General features: G+C 67.8%; 4 protein-coding genes. All 4 read right to left on the bottom strand.

Annotated elements, in window-relative coordinates; translation table 11 throughout:
- Positions 1-1,145 (bottom strand): MCE family protein (locus ACOADB_RS21935; protein WP_378603570.1); only part of this gene is annotated, 1,145 nt, incomplete at its 3' end.
- Positions 1,142-2,593: an MCE family protein gene (locus ACOADB_RS21930; RefSeq protein WP_378603567.1), complete on the bottom strand. Its 1,452-nt coding sequence runs from the start codon at positions 2,591-2,593 to the stop codon at positions 1,142-1,144. The genes ACOADB_RS21935 and ACOADB_RS21930, both read right to left, overlap by 4 nt.
- Entirely contained in the window at positions 2,590-3,735 is a 1,146-nt protein-coding gene (locus tag ACOADB_RS21925; RefSeq protein ID WP_378603564.1) for an MCE family protein, read from the bottom strand. The genes ACOADB_RS21930 and ACOADB_RS21925 overlap by 4 nt, the downstream gene beginning before the upstream one ends.
- Before the next feature lie 2 nt (positions 3,736-3,737).
- The coding region (locus ACOADB_RS21920; RefSeq protein WP_378603561.1) for an MCE family protein at positions 3,738-4,706 on the bottom strand (969 nt) is incomplete at its 5' end.

Here is a 4,706-nt window from a genome sequence, read left to right as displayed (position 1 = left end):
ATGTCCGGCGCGACGCGCGGCAGGTTCTGCGGACCACGCGGGTTGCTGGTCGTGATCGGTTCGTTGCAGCGCACGTTGGGCATCGGCAGGTCGCCGCGATCGGACTCGGGGTTGCGACGGTCGGTGAGATAGCCCTTGCGGCACAGCGCATGCCCGCCCGGCGTGGGCAGCTCCGCCTGGATGATCAGCCCGAAGTGCGCGTCCCAGAAGCCCGAACCACCCGCCGACTCGGCCCGCTTGCCGACGACCACCATGCCGCCGAGCACCGCCGTCGGGTAGACCACGAGCAGCTGCTTGAGCGCCGGCAGGTGCCGCACCACGACGTCATTGGTCGCCACGACATTGGCCAGCAGCTCGCTGAGCTCCACGCCGTTCTGCTCGAGGAAGGTGCGCAGCTGGGTGGCGGCGAGCGAACCCGCGTCGATGACCTTGCGCACCGAACCGTCGGCACCCGCCAGCGCGGTCGAGAACGCCGCGAGCTGGGTCGCGAAGGTGCGCAGCGAGGACTCCGAGGCCACCTGGCCGCGCAGCACGGTGTTGCTGTCGCGAATCAGTGCCGTCGTCACGTCAAAGTTGTCACTGGCCGTCTCGATGAACGAGTTGCCGGTGTCGATGATCTTCTGCAGGTCGGGGCCGGTGCCGCCGAACGCCGCGCCCAGCTCCTGGACGGTGGTCCGCAGTGCGTCACGGTCGATGCTGCCGACGGTCGCCGACAGGTTGTCCAGCAGCACCTCGGTGGCGATGGGCGTCGCGACGTCGTCGATCTCGGAGCCGTCGACGAGATAGGGCCCGTCGTCGGTCTGCGGCTGCAGCTCGACGTACTGCTCACCGACGGCCGACTTGTTGCCGACCAGCGCGAGCGTGTCGCGGGGGATCTTGTCCCACTCCTTCTCGATCTCCAGCTCGACGTCGACGCCCTGGTCGGTGAGGACCAGGTCCCCGACCCGACCGATGCCGACGCCCCGGTAGGTGACCTCGGCGCCGGTGAAGATGCCGCCGGACTGCGGGTAGTGCGCCGTCACCGTGTAGGCACGGTCGATGACGAGGCGGTCGAGCTTGGCGTAGCGGGCTCCCACGAAGGACACACCGACGAGGGTGATCACCGCGAAGATGATCAGCTGGATCCGGGTACGACGGGTGATCACTGAGCAGCCCTCCGAGCCGTGCCGTTCGTGGTCATCGGCCCGGCGTACAAGCTCACCATGTCGGTGTCATAGGCCTGGTCGAAGTCGCGCCACATGGCATTGGCGTCACTGGACGCGCCCGGCGCGGGCCGACCGAGGCCACCGCCCTTGAGCACGCTGCCGAGGAGGTCCTCGATCGGGTTGCTGGCCGCACCCCCGCCGCTCGCGCCGCCACTCCGCGCACCCCCGGTGAGGGCACACAACAGGTCGACGGCGTCGCAGACGTTGTCGAGCAGGTACTGGGGCAGCTTGGCGCAGGCCGTCACGTCGGGCGGCGTCTTCAGGCAGCTCTGGAGCGCCTTGGTGGCCCCGGCACAGAGGTTCTTCAGGTCGATGAGCTCATCGAGCGGCGAGTCGGGCAGCTCGTTGATCGGGATGCAGACGAGATCGGGAAGCTCCAGCGCCCCGAGGTCGAGCTGGAGGTCCACCGACAGGTTGACGTAGTCACCCATGTGGAGGTTGTCGGCGACGACGGGGTCGCGGCCGACCGCTTCGTCGATGAACGGGAACGTCAGGAAGGTGCTGAACCCGTCGACGAAGTCGTCGCCCGCCTTGGAGATCTGGGTGAGGATCGGGTCGAGCGCCCGCAGCGAGTTCACCGTGGCGGTCTGCGTGGTCTCAATGACGCGGACGCCGACGTCGCTGAGCCGGGTGAGTCCCTGCAGCATCGCCACGAGGTCCTCGCGCTGGCGGTCGAGCGAGTCGAGCGCGCTGGGGAGCTCCTCGAGAGCACTGTCGATGCTCTTCTGGTGGGTACGGGCACTGACGGCGAGACGGTTGATCGCCTCGATCGCGTTGACGATGTCGCCCTTGCGCTCGTCGAGCTGGCCGACGAGCGACGACACCTGGGTCAGGACCGACTTCGCCGAGTCCTCCCGGCCCTCGAGGGCCAGGTTGAGCTCGGCAGCGATGGTCTTCAGCTGCGCGACGCCGCCGCCGTTGAGGACCAGGCTCAGGGCACCGAGGACCTCTTCGACCTCGGGGTTGCGCCCGCCCTTCTCGATCACGTCGCCATCGGAGAGCTTGCCCGTCGCACCCGTGCTCGGCGGCGCCAGCGAGACGAACTTCTCGCCCAGCAGGCTGGTCTGGCGGATCGAGGCAACCGGGTTGTCAGGGAGGTCGAGGTCATCGCGCAGCTCGAGCGTGACGACGGCCCGATAGCCGTCGAGCTCGACGTCCTTCACCTGGCCGACCGCGACGTCGTTGACCTTCACCGACGACATCGGCACGAGGTCGAGGACGTCGTCGAACTTGACCGTCACCTGGATCGGGTTGTCGCCCGTGTCCGTGCCGCCGGGAAGCGGCAGCTGGTAGACGTCGAAGTCACAGCCGGACATCAGCACCATGCCGAGCGCGAGCGCAGCGGCGGTGCGCAGCCGGGACCGGAGGCCGGTGCTCTGGCGGGTCATCGGTCGACCTCCACGAGTCCACTGAGGGTCGGGTCGTACGGCTGGGTGTGCCAGGAGCCGGTCCCGAACGGGGCACCGCGGGGCAGGACCCCGCTCACGAGGTCACACACCGTGCCGCCCGGGTCGGCCCCGGAGAGGAGGGCGCACAGGACGTCCGCCGGGTTCGACGTCAGCTCGTTCACCAGGTTGCCGATGTTGGCGTTGGTGTCGAGCGTGCCGTTGCCCGGGTTGTACGTGTGGTACAGGTTCGTCAGCGCCAGCGGACCGGCCTGGAGGATCTCGTCGAGTGCCGCGCGCTGGCGGACCAGGATCTTCGCGACCCGGTTGACGTCCTTGATGTTGCGGCCCAGGACCTCGCGGTTCGTCTTGACGAAGTTGCCGACCTCGTCGAGGGCGACGCCCAGGTTGCTCAGTGCGGTCGTCAGCTCCTGGCGCTCGTCGGCGAGCAGGGACGACACGTCGCCGAGCGACTTGTTGAAGTCGCGCACCGTGGAGTCGTTGTCGGCGAGGGTCTTGATGAAGCCCTCGAGCTTCTCCGCCGACTCGAACAGGTCGTCCTTGTTGTTGTCGAGCGTCTCGCTGAACCGGCCGAAGTCCTTGATGGTCTGGTTGAACTGCTCGCCCTGGCCGCCGAAGTTCTTCGCGGTCTGCTCCAGCAGGTCGGTCAGCGCGCCGTCGCGGTTGGCGCCCTCGGGGCCGATGGCGACGGTGAGGCGGTCGATGCTGGAGAACACCTGGTCGAGCTCGAGCGGGATCGCGGTCTTGTCGACCTTGATCACGGTGTTGTCGGCCATCACGGTGCCCGACTCATAGGCAGGGGTCAGCTGGATGTAGCGGTCACCCACGACGGAGGGCAGTACGACGACGGCCTCGGCGTCCTGCGGGAGCTTCAGGTCCTCGTCGTACGTCATGACGACCTTGACCTGGGTGCCCTCCGGCACCACCTCGGTGACCTGTCCGACCGTGACGCCGAGGACCCGGACGTCGCTGCCTTCGTAGATCGACACGGCGCGCGGGAAGTAGGCGGTCACGGTCTTCGTGCCGCCTCCGCTGCCGAACAGCCAGACGAGACCGGACACGATGAGGAGTCCAATGACGGCCAGCGGGAGCCAACGGCGCAGTGCGCTCACTTCGGTGCTCATGCTCAGCTCACCGTCCCGGGCGCAGGCGGCAGGTTGAAGATGTAGGTGTCGAACCAGGGCCCGTTGCCGAGCGTGCTGGCGAAGACCCGGTAGAAGGGCGCCATCGTCTTGATCGACAACTCGAGATTGTCCTCGTTCTTCTTGATCACCTTGAGGACGGAGTCGAGGTGGTCCAGCGCTGGCTTGAGGTCGGCCCTGGTCTCGCGGATCAGGCCCGTGAGCTTGGTGCTCAACGTCGTCGTCGACACCAGCAGGCGGTGGATCTGGGCCTTGCGCAGGACCAGCGCCTTGAACAGGCTGTCCGAGTCCGCCATCAGGGCGATGATATCCTCGTCCCGGGCGTCCAGCACGGTCGAGACACGGTTCAGGTTCTTCAGCAGCGAGTTGATCTCGTCGTCGCGCGAGGCCACGACCTCGGAGAGGGCGGAGACGCCGTCGAGCGCAGCCCGGAACTCCTCGGGGGTGTTGCGGGTCAGGTCGGCCAGCGTCGTCAGCGACGCCGCGAGCTGGTCGGTGTCGATGTCGGCCGACGTCTCGGCGAGACCCGAGAACGCCTCCACGATGTCGAACGGCGACGTGGTGCGGTCCTTCGGGATCAACGCGCCCTCGGCGAGCTGGCCCTGGCCGGCCGGGGTGAGCGCGATGAACATCGATCCGAGGATCGTCTTGACCTTGATGTCGGCCCGGGTCTGGTCGCCGAACTCGGCATCGGTCTTGACCTGGAACCCGACCTTGACCGAGTTGCCGTCGAGCTCCATCGACGTCACCTGGCCGACGCGGACACCGGCGATGCGGACCTCGTCCTTGACCTTGAGCCCACCTGCTTCGGCGAAGGAGGCGTAGTAGGTGTCGCCGCCCCCGATGAGCGGCAGGTCCTGGGCACGCAGCGCGGCCACCAGCAGCAGGACGAGCGTGGCGATGCTGACGGCACCCACGACGACGGGGTTGCGTTCGCGGAAGGGGATCACTGG

The organism is Nocardioides sp. CPCC 206348, assembly GCF_048654705.1.
In the GTDB taxonomy this organism is placed as follows: Bacteria; Actinomycetota; Actinomycetes; order Propionibacteriales; family Nocardioidaceae; genus Nocardioides.
Note: the sequence above shows the minus strand (reverse complement) of the source record. Positions and strands in the feature narration are given on the sequence as shown.

Excerpts from the sequence above, each read along its gene's own strand:
- ACOADB_RS21930 (WP_378603567.1), bottom strand. The coding sequence starts at position 2,593 with ATGACCCGCCAGAGCACCGGCCTCCGGTCCCGGCTGCGCACCGCCGCT.
- ACOADB_RS21925 (WP_378603564.1), bottom strand. The coding sequence starts at position 3,735 with ATGAGCACCGAAGTGAGCGCACTGCGCCGTTGGCTCCCGCTGGCCGTC.